Annotated in this window: 7 protein-coding genes; 6 read left to right on the top strand and 1 reads right to left on the bottom strand. The window is 74.7% G+C overall.

All coding sequences use genetic code 11. From position 1 onward, the window contains the following. Positions 1 to 177: 177 nt before the first annotated feature. On the bottom strand, positions 178 to 1,692 hold the full coding sequence (locus B0675_RS25970; RefSeq protein ID WP_241539987.1) for an FAD-dependent monooxygenase: 1,515 nt from the start codon (positions 1,690 to 1,692) through the stop codon (positions 178 to 180). A 439-nt stretch (positions 1,693 to 2,131) separates the two neighbouring features. Here B0675_RS25970 and B0675_RS25965 point away from each other — a divergent pair, with 439 nt between their 5' ends. Genes B0675_RS25965 through B0675_RS25940 form a run of 6 tightly spaced genes read left to right on the top strand, consistent with a single transcriptional unit; the run spans position 2,132 to position 20,104 of the window. Next, on the top strand, positions 2,132 to 2,446 hold the full coding sequence (locus tag B0675_RS25965) for a phosphopantetheine-binding protein (RefSeq protein ID WP_081222061.1): 315 nt from the start codon (positions 2,132 to 2,134) through the stop codon (positions 2,444 to 2,446). Then, complete coding sequence (locus tag B0675_RS25960; RefSeq protein ID WP_081222060.1) at positions 2,443 to 3,693, top strand: cytochrome P450; 1,251 nt, start codon at positions 2,443 to 2,445, stop codon at positions 3,691 to 3,693. The genes B0675_RS25965 and B0675_RS25960 overlap by 4 nt, the downstream gene beginning before the upstream one ends. Then, entirely contained in the window at positions 3,690 to 4,439 is a 750-nt protein-coding gene (locus B0675_RS25955; RefSeq protein WP_081222059.1) for a thioesterase domain-containing protein, read from the top strand. Before B0675_RS25960 ends, B0675_RS25955 begins: the two co-directional genes overlap by 4 nt. Before the next feature lie 50 nt (positions 4,440 to 4,489). Further along, on the top strand, positions 4,490 to 7,651 hold the full coding sequence (locus tag B0675_RS25950; protein WP_081222058.1) for a type I polyketide synthase: 3,162 nt from the start codon (positions 4,490 to 4,492) through the stop codon (positions 7,649 to 7,651). Between the two features lie 39 nt (positions 7,652 to 7,690). Then, positions 7,691 to 13,456: a type I polyketide synthase gene (locus B0675_RS25945; RefSeq protein WP_143661103.1), complete on the top strand. Its 5,766-nt coding sequence runs from the start codon at positions 7,691 to 7,693 to the stop codon at positions 13,454 to 13,456. Between the two features lie 9 nt (positions 13,457 to 13,465). Next, a complete protein-coding gene (locus B0675_RS25940) occupies positions 13,466 to 20,104 on the top strand; it encodes a type I polyketide synthase (RefSeq protein ID WP_081222056.1) in 6,639 nt (2,212 codons plus the stop codon).

Raw genomic sequence — 20,104 nt, 5'->3', positions numbered from 1 at the left:
AGAGACGACAGTCTGGCGAAGACGCCCCATGCCGTGACGCTGGCCAATGCAGCTCTCGTTGACCTGCACAGTCAAGAGCGTGCCCGGGCCTCACCAATGGCCACAATCACCACTCGGGGCCTGATCAAAGTGCGGTGAAATGCGGCTGACGTCGGTCCGGGGCATTTCGATTCGTTCTCAGCCGGGCAGGCCGGGCCCGAACCAGGTGGTGAGCGCCCTGCGCAGGGCGGCGAGGTCGGGGCCGCCTGCGGTGGCGGCCCAGGCGACATGGCCGTCGGGGCGGATCAGCAGGGCGGCGGGAGCGGGGATCTCACCGGCGGCGGGCACGAACCAGTGGTCGTCCTCGCTGACCGCCTCGACGACGTCGACCCGGTCGGCCCAGGCAGCGGCCGCCGCCGTCACCTGCGCCCCCGCGCCCAGATCGAGCAGCACGGGCCGGCCCGCGTGCAGCAGTTCGCTGACCCCGGTGATGCCGCCCGCCGTCTTGAGGTCAGCGTCGGGAACCCGGCGGCCCGACAGCAGGTGCCCGTCGTCGGCCGGGTAGCGGATGTCCAGGGCGGTGAGCATGTGCCGCAGATGCCGGTTGACGTCGTCGAAGACCATCAGCTGGCCGAACACCTCGCGCAGCGCGTCCGACTGGGGGCCGGGGCGGGCCAGCGCCGACTGCGCCCGGGTGTTGTTCAGCACCCGCTCCGCGACCGGATGACGCTCGGCGTGGTAGCTGTCCAGCAGGCTCTGCGGAGCCCGGCCGCGCACCACCGAGGCCAGCTTCCACCCCAGGTTGACCGCGTCCTGCACGCCCATGTTCAGGCCCTGGCCGCCGGCGGGGAAGTGGATGTGCGCGGCGTCCCCGGCGAGCAGTACCCGGCCCTGGCGGTAGCGGTCGGCCTGGCGGGCGGCGTCGTTGAACCGGGAGATCCAGCGCGGGCTGTGCATGCCGTAGTCGGTGCCGGCGAGGCGTACCAGCGAGTCGCGCAGCTGCTCGAAGGTGGGCGCCTCGTCGCGGTCGGCGACCCGGTCGTACTCGGAGGTGATCACCCGGTACCAGCCGGGCTCGAAGGCGATCGCCGAGAAGTCGCCGCCCGCGCAGCGCCGGATCCACACGTAGTCCTCGGGCAGGCCGGGCAGTTCGACATCGCCGATCAGCGCCGTCATCGTCGCCTCGGTGCCGGGGAAGCCGATGCCGGCCAGTTTGCGCACCGTGCTGCGTCCGCCGTCGCAGCCCACCAGGTAGCGGGCGCGCAGCGTCCGCTGTCCGGGGCCTGCCGCACCCACCTGGACGCTCACGCCGTTCTTGTCCTGGTGGATCCCGGCGACCTCGGCGGAGCGCAGCACCCGCACGCCGAGTTCGCCCGCCCACTCCTCCAGCAGCCGCTCGATGGTGGACTGCAGGATCATCAGCGGATAGGGGTGACGGGACTCCGACTCCTCGAAGTCCAGGTAGAGGCCGGAGAAGTGGCCCACCGGCTGCAGTTCACCGGCCGCCAGGAACCGGTCCAGGACGCCGCGCTGGTCCAGCACCTCCAGGGTCCGCGAGTGGATCCCGCCGGCCCGTGACTCGCCGGTACGCTCCGCGAGCCGTTCGAGGACCATCACGTCGACGCCCGCCAGCCGCAGCTCGCAGGCGAGCATCAGGCCTGTCGGCCCGGCACCCGCGATCACCACCTCGGCGTCCATGCCGGTGTCCCTCACGTCGTTCCCCCTTCGATTCCGCCGGGCCTTCGACGTCGGTTGCGTCGCCTTCACGTTCACGCCCCCGCCCTGGGCCGGTCAACGCGGTCCCGAGCCCGCACGCGGCACGGCAGCGGGCACTTGTGCCGTCCCGCCGGCGGGACACCCCGCCCCGCGGCATCCCGCGCGGGGCGGGGGCCGGGGGCGGTGCGCGGCGGGCAGCGTGCAGGCCGGCCCGTCCACCCTCAACCCCACCGGCCGGCCCCCACCGGTGCGGTGCCGGACCCGGTGTGGGCGGGAGCGGCGGCGGGTGACACTCCAGTCGGCCATGCGGCGAACGTGTCTCGCCGGCGGGACAGCACACCCGACCCCGGTGGCCGCGCGGACGGTGACGGCCGACAGGTGAAGGCCGCACCGGACGCGAGCGGGCACTTTCGATCGGCGGAGGAAGGAACCGGCCATGGAATCGGCGCCGCAGGTGATCCACCCGCGAGGTGGACAGGACGAGACCGCACCACGCCAGGACGCGCCCTCCGGCGGCCCGGTGCCGCTGGTGGACGAACTCGCCGCACTGTGGGGGGAACTCCTCAACTGCCCCGAGGTGGGGCGGGACGACGACTTCTTCGCCCTCGGCGGCAACTCACTGACCGGCATCAAGATCATCGAACGGGTGGCGCAGGACTACGGCGTCCAGCTGTCCGTACGCGACTTCTACCTGGCCCAGACCCCGGCCCGCGTCGCCGAACTGATCGAGCGGGAAAGGGCCCGGACATGAGACTGACGCCGGGTCCCGCGCGCGACATCGACCTCGCTGCCGTCGACCTGTTCGACCTGGACCTCTACACGTCCGGCGACCCGCACCCCGTCTGGGACCTGATGCGCGCCAAGGCGCCCCTGCACCACCAGGTGCTGCCCGACGGACGGGAGTTCTGGTCGGTCACCCGCTACGAGGACGTGTGTCGCGTCCTGGGCGACCACCGCGAGTTCACCTCCGAACGCGGCACCGTCCCCACCCACCTCGGGCAGGACGACGTCGCCGCCGGCGTGCTGATGACCTCCACCGACCCGCCCCGGCACACCGAGGTCCGCAGGCCGCTGGGCTCCAAGCTCACCGCCCGCGCCGTCCGCTCCTGGGAGGACTCCATCCGCCGGACGGTGGTGCGCTTCCTCGAACCGGCCCTGGACGGCGAGGTGTTCGACCTCGCCGAGCGCGCCCTGCTCCTCCCGGCGATCGTCACCGGACCGCTGCTGGGCATCCCGGACAAGGACTGGGCCGAACTCGTCCAGCTGACCGCCATGGTCACCGCCCCCTCGGACCCGCACTTCCAACTGGGCAGCGAGGCCGCCACCCTGGCCATCGCCCACCACGAACTCGTCACCTACGTCACCGAGTGGGTCAGACGCCGCCGGGCCTCCGGCGACCAGGACGACAGCCTGCTCCACCACCTGATGAGCGTCCGCCCGGGCGGCGCACCGCTGAGCGACGAGGAGATCGCCCTCGACGGCTACAGCATCCTGCTGGGCGCCAACGTGACGACCCCGCACACCGTCTCGGGCACCGTGCAGGCCCTCATCGAGCGGCCCGAACAGTTCGACAAGGCCCAGGCGGACCCGACGCTGATCCCCAACCTCGTCGAGGAAGGGCTGCGCTGGACCTCGGCCGCCTGCAACTTCATGCGCTACGCCGTCACCGACGTCCCCGTCGCGGGCGGCGTCATCCCCGCCGGCGCCGCGGTCGTCGCCTGGATCGGGTCGGCCAACCGGGACGCCTCCCAGTTCCCCGACCCGCACACCTTCGACATCACCCGCCCCAACGCCAAACGCCAGGTCGCCTTCGGCTTCGGCCCGCACTTCTGCATCGGCGCACCGCTGGCCCGCCTGACCCTGCGCGTCTTCTTCGAGGAACTCCTCGGCCGGTTCGCCTCCCTCGACCTCGCCGGCGAACCGGAGCACCTGCGCTCCTACTTCATCGCCGGCATGACCCACCTGCCCATCGCCGCCCAGAAACGGCCCACCCCATGACCGCCGCCCCCGCCACCGCCCCCTCACCGTGGTTCGTGCGGCCCCCCGCACCCCCCGTACCCGGCGGGCCGGCCGGCCGCCTGTTCTGCCTGCCCTTCTCCGGCTCCGGGGCCTCCGCCTTCAGCGCCTGGCCGGCCACCGTCGGCGACGCCGAGGTCTGCCCCGTGCAGTTCCCCGGCCGCGAGAACCGCCTGGCCCACCCCCACTACGGCACCTACGAGCAGCTCGCCGCCTCCCTCGTCGACGCCCTCACCCCCCTGCTGGACACCCCGTTCGCGTTCTTCGGACACTGCGCGGGCGCCCTGCCCGCCTACGAGACCGTCCTGCTGCTGGCCGAACTCGGCCTGCCCACCCCGCAGTGCCTGTTCGTGTCGGGCCAGCCCGCCCCCCACGAGGCCGCCCGCGACCGGATGCTCTCCCTGACCGACGACGAACTGCGCACCGAACTGGAGACGTTCCTGCGCGGCCGGGGCATCGAACCCCGCCCCGACATGATCGACATGGGCATGTTCGTCCTGCTGCGCGACCACGCCGCCGCAGGCGCCTACCGGCGCACCGAACCCGCCCGCGTCGACTGCCCCGTCGTCGTCCTGCACTGGAGCCAGGACGACGACGTCACCCTCGAAGACCTCCAGGGCTGGCGCAGTTACGCCGACTCGGTCGAGATCCGGGTCGTCGAGGGCGGCCACTACGACTTCATGGACGCGCCGGCCGAGCTGCTCACCGAGCTCGCCCGCCGGCGATGAGCGCGGCGGCCCGGCGCGACCGCGCGCCGGGGAAACCGGAAGGGAACCCTATGCGTGGCACAGCCACCTCCATCGCCGTCATCGGGATGTCGTGCCGCTTCCCCGGCGTCGACGGCCTGGACGCCTTCTGGCGCCTGCTGACCGAGGGCGAGTCGACCCTGGGGACGTTCCCCGCGCGGCGGTCGGCCGACGCCCGCCCGTTCCCTGCCGGCCACCCGGACGCCGACACCCTCACCACGGGCTCGTTCTTCGACGCCGTCGACGGCTTCGACACCGACTTCTTCACCACCGGCGCGGCCGAGGCAGCCGCCATGGACCCCGCCCAGCGCCTGGGACTCGAACTGGCCTGGGAGGCCGTCGAGGACGCCCGCATCCCCGCCCACACGCTCGCCGGACGCGACATCGACGTCGTCGTGGGCAGCGCACCCTCCGGCTACGAACTGCTGCGCACCCTCTCCGGCGCCGACCGCGACGACCACTACGCCGCGCTCGGCTCCAGCGGCGCTCTGATCGCCAACCGGATCTCCGGCCTGTTCGACGTGCGCGGCATGAGCGTGTGCGCGGACTCCGGCCAGTCCTCCTCCCTGGTGTCGCTGGCCCTGGCGTGCGACCGGATCGCCGCCGGCGCCGTCGACATGGCGATCGCCGGCGGTGTGCACCTGATCGTCGACCCGCAGGCGGGGCTCGGCCTGGCGAACCTGGGCGCCCTGTCACCCGAGGGACGCTGCTTCACCTTCGACGAACGGGCCGGCGGCTTCGCCCGCGGCGAGGGCGGCGCGTTCGTCGTCCTCAAACGCCTCGACCTGGCCGTCGCCGACGGCGACCCCGTCCACGCCGTGGTCCGCGGCTGGGGCGTGAGCAGCGGCGGAGCCTCGACCCGGATGCCCGACCCCAGCCCCGAAGGGCAGGCCGCCGCCATCCGCGCCGCCCTGCGGCGCGCGGACATCCCCTTCGACAGCGTGGACTACGTCGAGGCCCACGGCACCGGCACCCGGCTCGGCGACCCGGCCGAGATCGCCGGCCTGCGCGCGGTCTCCGAACACGACGGCCGCAGCCGCCCCCTGGTCGTCGGCTCGGTGAAGACCAACGTCGGACACCTGGAGCCGGCCGCGGGCATCACCGGCCTGGTCAAGACGGCACTGTGCGTGGAGCGCGGCCACCTGGTGGCCAGCCTCAACTTCCGCACCCCCAACCCCGCCATCCCCGATTTCCACGACGACTTCGAGGTCCTTACGGCCCCCCGGCCCTGGCCCGGCACACCCGGCCGGCCGCGCCGCGCCGGCGTGTCCGCGTTCGGCATGGGCGGCACCAACGCCCACGTCATCCTCGAACAGGCCCCCACCCCGGACCCCACACCCCAACTCCCCACCCGTCAGGGCGACATGAGCCAGGCGGGCGGCATGGGGACCCTCCCGTGGGTACTGTCCGCCCGCACGCCGCAGGCCCTCGCCGAACAGGCGGCCCGCCTGCGCGACCACGTGGCCGCCGACCCCTCGCTCGGCGCCGCCGACGTGGGCCACTCGCTGCTCGCCACCCGGGCACGGTTCGAGCACCGCGCCGTGGTCCTGGGCGAGAGCCGCCAGGAAGCACTGGAGGGCCTGGCCCTGCTCGCCGCCGGCGCCGGCGCGGCCCGCACGGTCCGCGGCACGGCGAGCGGCGCGAGCGGCCCGGTCGTCTTCGTCTTCCCCGGCCAGGGATCCCAGTGGCCCGCCATGGGCGGACAGCTCTACACGCAGTCGCCGGTCTTCGCCCGCTCGATCGACGCCTGCGCCAAGGCTCTCGAGCCGTTCGTGGACTGGTCGCTGGTGGACGTCGTGACCGGCGCGCCGTCGGCCGCCCCGCTGGAGCGGGTGGACGTCGTCCAGCCGGCCCTGTTCGCGATGATGGTGTCGCTGGCCGAACTGTGGCGCTCCCTCGGCGTGGTCCCCGACGCCGTGATCGGGCACTCCCAGGGCGAGATCGCCGCGGCCTGCGTCTCGGGCGCCCTCACGCTGGACGACGCGGCGCGCGTCGTCGCCCTGCGCAGCCAGGCGCTGAAGGCACTGGCCGGACTCGGCGGGATGAGCGCGGTCGCCGCCCCCCGGGCCTGGGTCCAGGAACGGCTGGAACGCTGGCCCGGCCGGCTGTCGACGGCCGCCGTCAACGGTCCCGCGTCCGTGGTGATCTCCGGGGACGACGAGGCACTCGACCAGTTCGCCGCCGAGGCCGCCGCCGACGGGGTCCGGGTGCGACGGGTCAAGGTCGACTACGCCTCCCACTCCCACCACGTCGAACGCATCCGGGAACGCCTCCTCGCCGACACCGCGGGCATCGCACCGCGGGAGGCGGCGGTCACCTTCCACTCCACGGTCACCGCGACCGCCCTGGACACCCGCACCCTGGACGGCTCCTACTGGTACGACAACCTGCGCTCGCAGGTCCGCTTCGCCGACGTCGTCGACACCCTGATGCGCGAACGAGGCGCGGTGTTCGTCGAGGTCAGCCCGCACCCCGTGCTCCAGGTGGCGATGGAGGAGGCCGCGGACACGCTGGTGGCCCCGCCGCTGCTGGCGAGCACCCTGCACCGCCGCGACGGCAGCGCCGCGACGGTGCTGGCCTCCCTGGCCGAACTCCACGTGCGGGGTGTGCCGGTGAACTGGACGCCCGCGTTCGCCGGACACCGCCCGCGCACCGTCCCGCTGCCCTCCTACCCCTTCCAGCGCCGCCGGTACTGGCTGACCGCCCCCGACGGCGCGGACGGCCCCGGCGTCCCGGCGGCCGCCGCACCCGCCCCGGGCAGCAGGACCGCGGACCTCACCTCGCAGGCGGCGGTACTGGCCCTGGTGTGCGCCGAGACGGCGGCCCAGTTGAGCGTGAAGGACGCGGGCATCACGGGCGCCGACATCGCGGCCCGCCCCGAGGACACCTTCAAGGCGCTGGGCTTCGACTCCGCGATGGCGGTGGGCCTGCGCGGCCGGCTCGCCGCGGCGGCGGGCCTGCGCCTGCCGGCCACCGTCGCGTTCACCTACCCCACCGCCCACGCCCTCGCCCGCCACCTCTTCACCCTGCTGCAGCCGCAGACGCCCGCCGCCCCGCGGCCGGACACGCAGCCGCCGGCGGCCGAGGAGGCGCGGCAAGCCCCGGACGTGCCGGACGCGCCGGACGTGCCGGGCGGGCCGCGCAGCGGCAGTGACGACGATCTGTACGCGCTGATCGAGCGCGGATACGTGTAGCAACACCGTTCGTATTGGCAACTGTTGGGGGAGGCCCTGGTGGAGGATGTCGACAAGCTCCGGTCCTACTTGCGACGCGCCGTCGGCGACGCGCAGGAGCTGCGTGAGCGGGTGCGCGAGCTGGAGGAATCCGCACGCGAGCCCATCGCGGTCGTGGGCGTGGGGTGTCGCTTCCCGGGCGGGGTGACCTCGCCCGAAGGGCTGTGGGACGTCGTGTCCGAGGGTGTGGACGCGATGGGCGACTTCCCCCGCGACCGCGGCTGGGACCTGGACGCGCTGTACGACCCGGACCCCGAGGCGCACGGCAGGACGTACACCCGCACCGGCGGATTCCTGGACGGCCTCGCGGAGTTCGACGCGCCGTTCTTCGGGATCAGCCCGCGCGAGGCGCTGGCGATGGACCCCCAGCAGCGCCTCATGCTGGAGACCTCCTGGGAGGCGCTGGAGCGGGCGGGCATCGACCCGGCCGGCCTGCGCGGCTCGCCGACCGGCGTGTTCACCGGCCTGTACGCCGTCGACTACGGCCCGCGGATGGGCGGCGGGGCGGCCGGCGAGGTGGAGGGCTTCGCGATCGCCGGCACCTACACCAGCGTCGCCTCGGGCCGGGTGGCCTACGTCCTGGGGCTGGAGGGCCCGGCCCTGTCCACCGACACCGCCTGCTCGTCCTCGCTCGTCGCCGTCCACCAGGCCGTGCGGTCCCTGCGGTCGGGGGAGTGCACCCTGGCCCTGGCGGGCGGGGTCTCCACGCTGCCCACGCCGGGCCTGTTCGTGGAACTCGCCCGTCAGCGGGGCCTGTCCGAGGACGGCCGGTGCAAGGCGTTCGCGGACGCCGCCGACGGCACCGGCTTCTCCGAGGGCGCGGGCGTCCTGGTCCTGGAGAAACTCTCCGACGCCGTGCGCAACGGCCGCCGCATCTGGGCGGTGATCCGCGGCTCCGCGATCAACCAGGACGGCGCCTCCAACGGACTGACCGCGCCCAGCGAACTGGCGCAGCGGCGCGTCATCCGCGCCGCCCTGGCCGACGCCGGCCTGCCCGCCGCCGCGGTGGACGCGGTGGAGGCGCACGGCACCGGCACCCGGCTGGGCGACCCGATGGAGGCCGAGGCCCTGCTCGCCACCTACGGCCAGGACCGGGAGGCGGACCGCCCGCTGTGGCTGGGCTCGCTGAAGTCGAACATCGGCCACACCCAGGCGGCCGCCGGGGTGGGCGGCATCATCAAAATGATCATGGCGATGCGGCACGGAGTGCTGCCCCGCACCCTGCACGTCGACCGCCCCTCCACCCACGTCGACTGGACGGCAGGAGCGGTACAGCTCCTCACCGAGGCCCGCGACTGGACCGGCACACCCGAACGGCCCCGCCGGGCCGGGGTGTCCAGCTTCGGCATCAGCGGCACCAACGCCCACCTCATCCTCGAACAGCCCCCGCACGACACCGGACAACCCCATGACAACCACAGCCACCATGACGGCCACGGCGCGGGCGCGGGTGCGGCCGGGCAGGCCCCCGACGCCGTACCGGCCGCCGGCACGCCCGCCTCCCCGCCCGCCACCGCCGGGCCGGCCACCGCGGCCCCGGGCGGTGTGCTGCCGTGGGTGCTGTCGGCGAAGTCCCCGGAGGCCCTGCGCGGCCAGGCCCGGCTGCTGCACGAACGCCTCGCCGCCGCCCCCGGTCTGCCGCTCGACGCCCTCGGACACGCCCTGGTGAGCACCCGCTCCCTCTTCGACCACCGCCAGGTGGTGATCGGCACCGGCCGCCAGGACCTCCTGGCCGCCCTGGCCGCCGTCGCCGCCGGCGAGGACAACAGCCCCGCCGCCCTGGTGTCGGGCGTCGCGAAACCGGCCGGCCGCACCGTCTTCGTGCTGCCCGGACAGGGCGCCCAGTGGGTCGCGATGGGCCGGGAACTGTGGGAGACCTCCCCGGTCTTCGCCCAGGCGCTGCGCGCCTGCGCCACAGCCCTGGAGCCGTATGTCGACTGGCCGCTGATCGACACCGTGTGCGGCGGCCCGGACGCCGCCGACCTGGACGACATCGACGTCGTCCAGCCGGCCCTGTTCGCCGTGATGGTCGCACTGGCCCAGCTGTGGCGCTCGCTGGGTGTGACACCCGACGCGGTCATCGGCCACTCCCAGGGCGAGATCGCCGCCGCCCACATCGCCGGCGCCCTGACCCTGGACGACGCCGCCAGGATCGTCGCCCTGCGCTCCCGGCTGCTGGCCACCGCCGCCGGACAGGGCAGCATGGCCGCGATCCTGCTGCCCGAACAGCGGGTGGGGGAGCTGCTGGAGCGGTGGGCGGACCGGGTCGGGATCGCCGCGGTCAACGGCCCGGGCTCCACGACCGTCTCCGGCGAGAGCACCGCGGTACGCGAACTGGTCGCCGCCTGCGAGGCCCAGGGCGCCCGCGCCCGCCTGGTCAAGTCCAGCGTTCCCGGCCATTCCCGGCTCATGGACCAGTTCCACGACGCGCTCATCGAGGGCCTGGGCCGCATCACACCCCACCCGACCACGGTGCCGATCTACTCCACGGTGACCGGCGACCTGATCGACCCCGCCGCCCTGGACAGCGCCTACTGGTTCCGCAACCTGCGCGAACCCGTCCGCTTCCACGCCGCCATGCGGCGCCTGGCCGCCGAACAGCCCACCGGCACCGTCATCGAGCTCAGCCCGCACCCGCTGCTCACGATGAACGTCCAGGAGATCCTCGACACCACCCCCGGCGCCACCGGCTTCGCGGTCGGCTCACTGCGCCGCGGCGAGGGCGGACTCGCCCGCCTGTACCGGTCGGCCGCCGAAGCCTTCGTCGCCGGCACCCCGGTGGCCTGGCAGGCCGCCTTCCCCGGCCAGGACGGCCCGCCGCCCGACCTGCCCACCTACGCCTTCCAGCGCCGCCGCTACTGGCTGGACACCCCCGGCGAGTCCACCGCCCTGTCCACCTCCGACCACCCCCTGCTCGACGCCGTCGTCGACCTGCCCGCAGGCGCCGACGCCACCGGCGGCGGCGTGGCGGCCCGCGGACGCCTGTCGCTGGAACGCCACCCCTGGCTCGCCGAGCACACCGTCCACGGCGCCGCCCTGGTCCCCGCGGCCGTGCTGGCCGAACTCGCGGCATGGGCGGCGGACAAGGCCGGCTGCCCCGCCGTCGGTGAACTCACCCTGGAGACACCCCTGGTGCTCTCCCGCACCACCGAACGCGACCTGCGCGTGGTCATCGACGCGGACCGCGTCCTGAGCGTGCACTCCCGCGCCGACGGCGAGACCCACTGGACCCGCAACGCGGTGGGCACCGCCATCACCGACACCCCCGCCGGCCCCGACACCTCCGACAGCCCCGCCGCTCCCGACGCCTCCGGCATCTCGGCCGGCCCCGCCGTCCCGGCCGGCCCTGTGCCGGAGAGCCTGGCCGTGTGGCCGCCCGCAGGCGCCGACCCCGTCCCCTTCGAGGACGAGTACACCCGCCTCGCCGCCCTCGGCATCCACCACGGACCCCTGCTGCGTGCCCTGACCAAGGTGTGGCGCCGGGGCGAGACCCTGTTCGCCGAGGTCGAACCGGCCCCCGACGGCACCGGCCGGACCGGTTTCCGGATCGACCCCGCCCTGCTCCACGCGGCACTCCTGCCCGTCGGCCTGGGCGAGTTCGTCGACACCGCCCGCCCCGAGGGCTGGCTGCCGCTGCGCCTGACGGGCCTGCGCGTCAGTGCCGCCCGCCCCGGCCCGCTGCGCGTGCGCCTGGCCCCCGCGGGGCCGGACACGCTGTCGGTGAGCATCGCGGACCGGCACGGAACACCCGTCGCCTCCATCGCCGCCCTGACCCTGGCCCCCGCGGACGCGGGACAGCTGACCGCGCTGGGCTTCGACACCCGCGACGCCCTCTTCGCGATCGACTGGACGCCCCTGCCCGTCCCGGCCACCACCGCCCCCTACGCGGTCCTCGCCGCCCCGGGCAGCCCGCCCGCCGCCCCTCCCGCACCGGGCGACACCGTGTTCGCCTCGCCGGCCCGACTCGCCGCCTCCGGACGGGAGATCCCCCCGCTCGTCATCACCGCCCTCGACCACCCGGAGACCCGCACCGGCAGCGACGCGGAGGTTCCGGCCGCCACCGAGCGGGCCCTGCACCGCGTCCTGGGCCTGGCCAAGGACTGGCTCGCCGACGACCGGTTCTCCGCCTCCCGCCTGGTCCTGGTGACCCGCGGCGCGTTCGGCGACGGCCCCGGCGCCCCCGCCGACCCGGTGGCCGCCGCGGTCTGGGGATTCCTGCGCACCGCGCAGACCGAGAACCCGGGCCGCTTCACCCTCGTCGACACCGACGACCTGCCCGCCTCGCACGCCCTGGTCCCGGCGGCCGCCGCCACCGCGGAGGCCCAGCTCAAGATCCGCGCCGGCGCCGTGACCACCCCGCAGCTGGCCCACCTGCCCGACCCCGCCACCGCCGGCGACACCCGCACCGGCGAACAGGACACACCCGCGCTCGGATCGGGCACCGTACTGATCACCGGCGGCACCAGCGGCCTGGGCGCGCTGCTGGCCCACCACCTCGTACAACGGCACGGCGTGCGACGCCTGCTGCTCACCAGCAGGCGCGGACCGGACGCCCCCGGCGCGGCACAACTGCACCAGGAACTGACCGCCGCGGGCGCCCAGGTGGAGATCGTCGCCTGCGACGTCACCCACCGCGCCGCGGTCGCCGGCCTGATCGCCGCACGCCCGGCCGGCCACCCGCTGTCCGCGGTGATCCACTGCGCCGGTCTCCTCGACGACGGCGTCGTCGAGGCCCTCACCGAGGACCGCGTGGACGCGGTCCTGGCACCCAAGACGCACGGCGCCTGGAACCTGCACGAGCTGACCCGGCACCTGGACCTGTCCGCGTTCGTCCTGTTCTCCTCCGTCGCCGGCGTGCTGGGCACCGCCGGACAGGCCAACTACGCGGCCGCCAACGCCTTCCTCGACGCCCTCGCCGACGCCCGCACCGCCGCCGGACTGCCCGCCACCGCACTGTGCTGGGGCTTTTGGTCCCAGCGCAGCGAGATGAGCGCCGACCTCGCCGACGCGGACATCGTCCGCCTGCAACGCCAGGGCATCCAGCCCATGTCGACGGACCAGGGACTCGCCCTCTTCGACGCGGCACTGCACGCCCACCGCCCGGTCCTGGTGCCCACCCGCCTGCACCGCCCCGCCCCCGGCACACCCGCCGTCCCGGTCTCCCCGCTGCTGCGCGCCCTGACCGGCACACCGGCGACGACGGACGGCCCCGCCGGCCCCGAGCCGGCCGGCGCCACGCTCGCCGAGCAGCTCGCCGGCCTCTCGCCCGCCGACGCGCAGACCCTGCTCCTGGACACCGTCCGGGCACAGACCGCGGCCGTCCTGGGCCACCCGGACACCACACGGATCGGCCCGGCCGCCACGTTCCGCACCCTGGGGATCGACTCGCTCACCGCGCTGGAACTGCGCAACAAACTCTCCGCGGTCACCGGCCTGAAGCTGCCCGCCACGCTCGTGTTCGACCATCCCACCCCGGGCGCCCTCGCCCAGTTCCTCACCGGGAGCATCACCCCCGGACCCGCCCAGGAGCCCGAGTCGGCGGCCGGTCATCTGGCCCAGGAGATCGAGGAACTCGGCGCCCGGCTGGAGGACGCGTTCCTCCTCCTCGCACACAAGGACCAGACCACCATTTCCACTCTGCTCGGCGAGCTCCAGGGCCGAGTCCGTTCACTGGCGGGCGCCGGATCACCGGTCGGCATCGCCGACCAGATCAGTTCGGCCTCGGCGGGAGACCTTCTCGCGCTGCTGGACAAAGAGCTCGGCTAGGGGAGAGCGATGACCAACGACAGCAACGCCGACGTCCTCGACTACCTCAAGCGGACATCGATCGAACTGATCGAGACCCGCACACGCCTGAAGGAGGTGACGGAGGCGGCCGCCGAACCCATCGCGGTGGTCGGCGTCGCCTGCCGCTATCCCGGCGGCGCCACCTCCCCGGAGGCCCTGTGGGACCTGGTGCGCGAGGGCGCGGACGTGGTGTCCGCCTTCCCCGAGGACCGCAACTGGGACCTCGATCACCTCGCCGACCCGGACCCGGGCCGGGCCGGCACCTCCTCCACCCGCTCGGGCGGATTCCTCTACGACGCCGGGGACTTCGACGCCGACTTCTTCGAGATCAACCCGCGCGAGGCACTCGCCGCCGACCCGCAGCACCGGCTCCTGCTGGAGACCTCCTGGGAATCCCTGGAACGCGCCGGCATCGACCCGCACACCCTGCACGGCAGCAGCACCGGCGTGTTCGCCGGCCTCGCCTACTTCGGATACGGCAACCACTTCGACACCCCCGAGAGCATCGCGGGCTACGCCCAGACCGGCTCCCTGCTGAGCGTCGCCTCGGGCCGGATCTCCTACGCGCTGGGCCTTCAGGGCCCCGCCCTCTCCACGGACACCGCCTGCTCCTCCTCCCTGGTGGCGGTGCACCAGGCGGTGCGGTCGCTGCGCAACGACGAATGCGGCCTCGCGCTGGCCGGCGGCGTCACCGTCATGGCGATGCCGCAGGTGTTCCGGGAGATGTCCCGCCAGCGGGGCCTGTCCGAGGACGGCCGCTGCAAGGCGTTCGCGGACGCCGCCGACGGCACCGGCTTCGCCGAGGGCGTCGGCATGCTCGTCCTGGAGCGGCTCTCCGACGCCCGCCGCAACGGCCGCCGCATCTGGGCGGTGATCCGCGGCTCCGCGATCAACCAGGACGGAGCCTCCAACGGACTGACCGCACCGAGCGGCCCGGCCCAGCAGCGCGTCATCCGCGCCGCCCTGGCCGACGCCCGGCTCAAGGCGGGCGACGTGGACGCGGTGGAGGCCCACGGCACCGGCACCACACTCGGCGACCCCATCGAGGCCCAGGCGGTCCTGGCCACCTACGGCCAGGACCGGGAGGCGGACCGCCCGCTGTGGCTGGGCTCGCTGAAGTCGAACATCGGCCACACCCAGGCGGCCGCCGGGGTGGGCGGCATCATCAAAATGATCATGGCGATGCGGCACGGAGTGCTGCCCCGCACCCTGCACGTCGACCGCCCCTCCACCCACGTCGACTGGACGGCAGGAGCGGTACAGCTCCTCACCGAGGCCCGCGACTGGACCGGCACACCCGAACGGCCCCGCCGGGCCGGGGTGTCCAGCTTCGGCGCGAGCGGCACCAACGCCCACCTCATCCTCGAACAGGCCCCCCAGGAACAGCCCCCACCCCCCGCACAGGACACGCCCTCCGACAGCACCGGGACGACGCCCGGCCCCGACGCCCGGCAGCCCTCCTTCACGGCCGAGGTGACGGCATGGCCGGTGTCGGCCCGCTCGGAGCAGGCACTGCGCGCCCAGGCCGGCAGACTGCGCGACTTCGCCGCCGCAGGCAGCCCGCCCCCCGACCTCGCCGACGTCGGCTGGTCACTGGCGGCGAGCCGCGCACGCTTCGAGCACCGCGCGGTCGTCCTGGGCCGCACCCGCGACGAACTCCTCGACGCCCTCACAGCGCTGAACCGGGGCGAGGAGTCCGCCGCCGTGGTACGCGGCGTCGCCGGTGAACCCGGCGGCACCGCCTTCATGTTCCCCGGCCAGGGATCCCCCTGGGCCGGCGCGGCACGGCAGCTGTACGACACCTTCCCCGTCTTCGCCCGCAGCCTCGACGAGGTCTGCGCACACTTCGACGCCCACCTCCCCATCGACCTGAGGTCCGTCCTGCTCGCCGAGGAACCCGCCGGCCGCGAACGGACCGACATCGCACAGCCGGCCCTGTTCGCCCTGCAGGTCAGCCTCTACCGGCTCCTGACCGCCCACCTCCCGGCCCCGGACCGCCTGATCGGCCACTCGGTCGGTGAGATCGCCGCCGCGCACGTGTCCGGCGCCCTCACCCTGGACGACGCCGCCCGCCTGGTCGCCGCCCGCGGACGGATCATGCAGACGGTGACCGAACACGGCGCCATGCTCGCCGTCCGCGCCGCGGAAGCCCACCTGACCCCCCTCCTCGCCCCCTACGGGCGGACCGGCATCGCGGCGGTCAACGGCCCGGAGTCGGTGGTGGTCTCGGGCCTGCGCGAGGAGGTCCACGCCCTGCGCGACCAGCTCGTCGCCGCCGGCACCTCGGCGAAACTCCTCCCCGTCGACCACGCCTTCCACTCCCCGCTCATGGACCCCGTCCTCGCCGAGTTCGGGCAGGCCGTCACGGGACTGGCCGCCGGCGCGACGGCGATCCCCGTCGTCTCGACACGGCTGGGCCGCGAGGCCACCGGCGAGGAACTGGCCTCCGTCGCCCACTGGGTGGACCACGTCCGCGCACCCGTCCGCTTCCACGACGCCGTCGAGTGCGCCCGCGCGGCCGGCACACGCGTCTTCGTCGAGGTGGGCCCGGGAGCCACCCTCACCGGCATGACCCAGGAGGCCTTCGCCCACCAGGGCGTCGACGACGCGCTGGTACTGTCCGCGGCCCGCCGCGACCGCGGCGGACCCCAGGCCCTGATCACCCTCCTCGCCCGTCTGCACGTGCACGGCCACCCGGTCGACCTCGGCGCGCTGTCCGGCCCCCGCCGCACCCTCGACCTGCCCACCTACGCCTTCCAGCGCCGGCGCTACTGGCTGGACTTCCAGGCCGCCGGCACCCAGGGCCCCGGCATCGCCTCCGCGGGCCTGACCGCCCCCGGACACCCCCTGCTGGGCGCCGTCCTGGACCACCCCACAACCGGCGAGAGCGTCTTCAGCGACCTGTGGTCCCTGCGCACCCACCCCTGGCTGGCCGACCACAGCGTCTTCGGCGCGGCCGTCGTCCCCGCGACCGCCTACCTCGACCTGGCCCTGTCCGTCGGCGACCGCCTCGGCTGCCCCGCCGTCGAGGAACTCTCCCTGGAAGTACCGCTGATCCTGCCCGACCCGGGCGGGATCCGGATACGGCTGGTCGCCGGGGCCCCGGACGAGAGCGGCCGCCGCTCCCTGGACGTGTACGCGCGCCCGGACGGCGCCGACACCGACCCGGCGGCCGGCGGCTGGACCCGCCACGCGATGGGAACCCTGGCCCCGCCCACCACCGTCGCGGCCCAGGACGCGGGCCTGCCGGCCGTGTGGCCGCCGCCCGGCGCCACCGCCCTGCCCATCGAGGGCCTCTACGACTCCCTGGCCGACGCGGGCTTCGACTACGGCCCCACCTTCCGCGGACTGCGCGAGGTGTGGCGCCGCGGCACGGACCTCTTCGCGCTGGCCACCCTGCCCGTCTCCGGCGACACCTCGGCCGGCGACGGCTTCGCCCTGCACCCGGCCCTGTTCGACTCCGTCCTGCACGCGGTCGTCGCCGGCGGCGTCATCGAAGTGACCGGCGACCAGGGCTGGATGCCCTTCTCCTGGTCCGGCGCCGACCTCACCGCGACCTGCGGGCCGACCGTCAAGGTCCGCCTCTCCCCGGCCGGCGAAGGCGCCGTCGCGGTGACCGTCGCCGACGAACACGGCCGCACCCTCGCCCGCATCCGCGCCCTCACGTTCCGCCCGGCGAGCCCCGAACAGGTCCACGCCGCCCACGGCACCCGCCATCAGCCGCTCTACGAACTGCAGTGGCACCCCGCCCCGCCCGGAGCCGGGGAACCGGCCCGCCCCGCCGACCCGGCCACCGGGAGCCGGTACGCCGTCATCGGCACCCCCGACGGCCTGGCCGGCCACCTCACCGCGGCCGACGGGCGCAGCACCGCGCACACCGGCCTGGACGACGTCCTCACCGGCCCGCCCCCCGCACACATCGTGCTGTGCCCGGACGACGCCGTCTCCCTCGGCGCCGATCCGCTCACCGCCCTGCGCGACACGGCCGGGCACACCCTGAGCCAGATCCAGCGCTTCCTCGCCGAGGAGACCCTCGCCGCCTCCACCCTGGTCATCTGCACCCGCCTGGCCCAGGACACCGGCACCGGGGAGCCCGTCACCTCCCTGACCGGCGCGTCCGTATGGGGCCTGATCCGCTCCGCCCAGACCGAACACCCCGGCCGGTTCCGCCTGCTGGACATCGACGACGACCCGGCCTCCCTGGCCCGCATCCCGGACGCCCTCACCCTCGGCGAGGACCAGCTCGCCCTGCGCGCCGGCACCCTCCTGCTGCCACGCCTGGCGCAGGCCGCGCCCGCCGCCCACCGCATCGACCCCCCGGCCCCCGGCCCGCACCGCCTGGGCATCCCCACCAGGGGCACACTGGAGAACCTGACCTGGGTGCCCTGCCCCGAGGTGGAGGCACCCCTTGAGAGCGGACAGGTCCGCATCGCCGTCCAGGCCGCCGGCCTCAACTTCCGCGACGTCACCATCGCGCTCGGCCTGGTGGACCGCACCGCCCTGGACGCGGGCCTGGGCAGCGAAGGCGCCGGCATCGTCCTGGACGTCGCCGACGACGTGACCCGCCTGGCACCCGGCGACCGCGTCACCGGCATCTTCCCCGGCGCCTTCGGCCGCGTCGCCGTCGCCGACCACCGCCTGCTCACCCCCATCCCCGACGCGTGGAGCTACGCCGAAGCGGCCTCCGTGCCCTCCACCTTCCTGACCGCCTACTACGCCCTCTTCCACGTCAACCGCCTCCAGAAGGGGCAGCGGATCCTCATCCACGCCGCGGCCGGCGGCGTCGGCATGGCCGCCGTCCAGCTCGCCCGGCACGTCGGCGCCGAGATCTACGCGACCGCGGGCCGGGCCAAGTGGCCCGCCCTGCGCGCCCTGGGCCTGGACGACGAACACCTCGCCTCCTCCCGCGACCTCGACTTCGCACCGAAGTTCCTCACCTCCACCGCCGGCCGCGGCGTGGACGTCGTCCTGAACTCCCTGGCCCACGCCTTCGTCGACGCCTCCCTGCGACTCCTGCCGCACGGCGGCCACTTCACCGAGATGGGCAAGACCGACATCCGCGACCCGCAGCAGATCGCGGCCGACCACCCCCACGTCCGCTACCAGGCCTTCGACCTCTACGAGGCCGGCCCCGACGCACTCCAGGACATGTTCCGCTGCGTCATGGACCTGTTCACCGACGGCCACATCCACCTGAACCCGGTCGCGGTCCGTGACGTCCGCGACGCCCGGGCGGCGTTCCGCGAGATGAGCCAGGGCCGCCACACCGGCAAACTGGTCCTGGACGTCGGCGGCACCCTCGGCGGCGGCACCGTCCTGATCACCGGCGGCACCGGGGGAGTGGGCTCCCTGATGGCCCGCCACCTGGTGGCCGAACACGGGGTACGCAGCCTCGTCCTGGCCGGCCGCCGCGGCCCCGCCGCGCACGGAGCAGCCGCCCTGGTCGCCGACCTCGAAGAGGCAGGCGCCGACGTCCACGTCGCCGCCGTCGACATCACCGACCGCACCGCGCTGGCCGCCCTGCTGGACGGCCTGCCCGGCGGCCGTCCCCTGACCGCGGTCGTCCACGCCGCCGGCGTCCTGGCCGACGCCACCGTCGAGTCCCTGACCCCCGACCACCTGGACCGCGCCCTGGACGCCAAGGCCGGCGGCGCACTGAACCTGCACGAACTGACCCAGGACCGCCCCCTGTCGGCGTTCATCCACTTCTCCGCCCTGGCCGGCACCCTGGGCACCGCCGGCCAGGCCAACTACGCCGCCGCCAACGCCTTCCTGGACGCCCTGGCCGCACAGCGCCACGCCGCGGGCCTGCCCACCACCTCACTGTGCTGGGGCTGGTGGGAACAGAGCAGCGCCATGACCGAGGACCTTCAGGGCGCCGACCTCGCCCGGCTGCGCCGCATGGGCATCGCCCCGATGCCCACCGCCGAGGCACTGGCCCTGTTCGACGCCGCCCGCGCGAGCGGCAGACCCGTCCTCGTCCCGGCCCGCGTCGACCTCGCGGCCCTGCGACGGCGGAGCCCGGACGAACTGCCGCTCCTGCTGCGCGAGCTGGCCACCGCCGGCCGCCCCCGCGCCGAGGCGGGCACACCCCGGCAGGCGGGCGAGGCCGCCCTGACCGGCCGGCTGACCACCCTGCCCGAGGACCAGGCCCACGCCGCGGCCGCCGACTGGATCCGCGACCAGGTCGCCATCGTCCTGGGACACCCCTCCGGCGCCGCCGTCGACGCCGACCAGGCCTTCACCCAGCTCGGCTTCGACTCCCTGACCGCCGTCGAACTGTGCAACCGGCTCGCCGCCACGACCGGACTGCGCCTGCCCTCCACCCTCGTCTTCAGCTACCCCACCCCCCGCGAACTGGGCCGCCACCTCGTCGGCCTGCTCCGCCCCGAACCCGACCCGCAGGCCGACGCCGACGCCGACGAGCGGATCCGGCAGATCCTGCACACCCTCACACCCGACCGCCTGCGCGAGGCAGGCCTCCTCGACCAGATCCTGGCCTGCGCCGACCCCCTCACCCCCGACCCCGGCCCCCACCCGGCGGACCCGGACCCGGACATGGGCGCGGACGAACTGTCGGACCTGGACCTGGAAGCACTGGTCGACCTGGCCCTGGACGAGAGATGA

Source organism: Streptomyces sp. M41(2017), assembly GCF_002078175.1.
In the GTDB taxonomy this organism is placed as follows: domain Bacteria; phylum Actinomycetota; class Actinomycetes; order Streptomycetales; family Streptomycetaceae; genus Streptomyces.
This window is presented reverse-complemented; position numbering and strand designations above follow the sequence as displayed.